This is a genomic window from Methylobacterium sp. WL116, from assembly GCF_008039455.1.
Lineage (GTDB): Bacteria > Pseudomonadota > Alphaproteobacteria > Rhizobiales > Beijerinckiaceae > Methylobacterium.
The window spans coordinates 1-490 of record NZ_VRUV01001126.1; the positions used below are offsets into that span (position 1 = coordinate 1).

Below are 490 nucleotides of genomic sequence, written 5' to 3' on the forward strand. Positions count from 1 at the left end.
GGAAAGGCGAGGGCGTCGTCCGGCATCGCGCCGGGCCAGCCGAGGCCGCCGAACTCCGCCGCCCGCTCGAACGGCGCCGCCCAGAAATGCGGGCCGTCGCCGACCGTCACCCGGCCGAAGGCGTTGACCGCCGCGAGCGCGCCGACCCGGAAGCCGGTGCCCGGAACGTCGGCCGAGGCCGAGCCGATCCCGCCCTTGAGGTTGGCCGTGCGCGCGCCGGTGCCGGCCCCGACCGAGCCGAGCGCCACGTCCTCCGAGGCCATTTGGGCCGCCAGGAACCCGAGCTCGCGATAGGGCGGATAGCGTCCCCACGCCTTGTCGCCGCCGTTGAGCAGGTCGAACAGGATCGCGCCGGGCACGATCGGCACCCGCATCCCGCCGACGGGAAAGCCGCGCCCGTTCTCGGCGAGCCACGCCACGACCCCCGCGGCGGCGTCCAGCCCGAAGGCCGAGCCGCCCGACAGCACCAGCGCGTCGATGCCCTCGACGG

Annotated in this window: 1 protein-coding gene; it reads right to left on the reverse strand. The window is 76.1% G+C overall.

Features of this window, described 5'->3' with window-relative positions:
• Positions 1-490 (reverse strand): P1 family peptidase (locus FV223_RS29720; protein ID WP_187276312.1); only part of this gene is annotated, 490 nt, incomplete at both ends.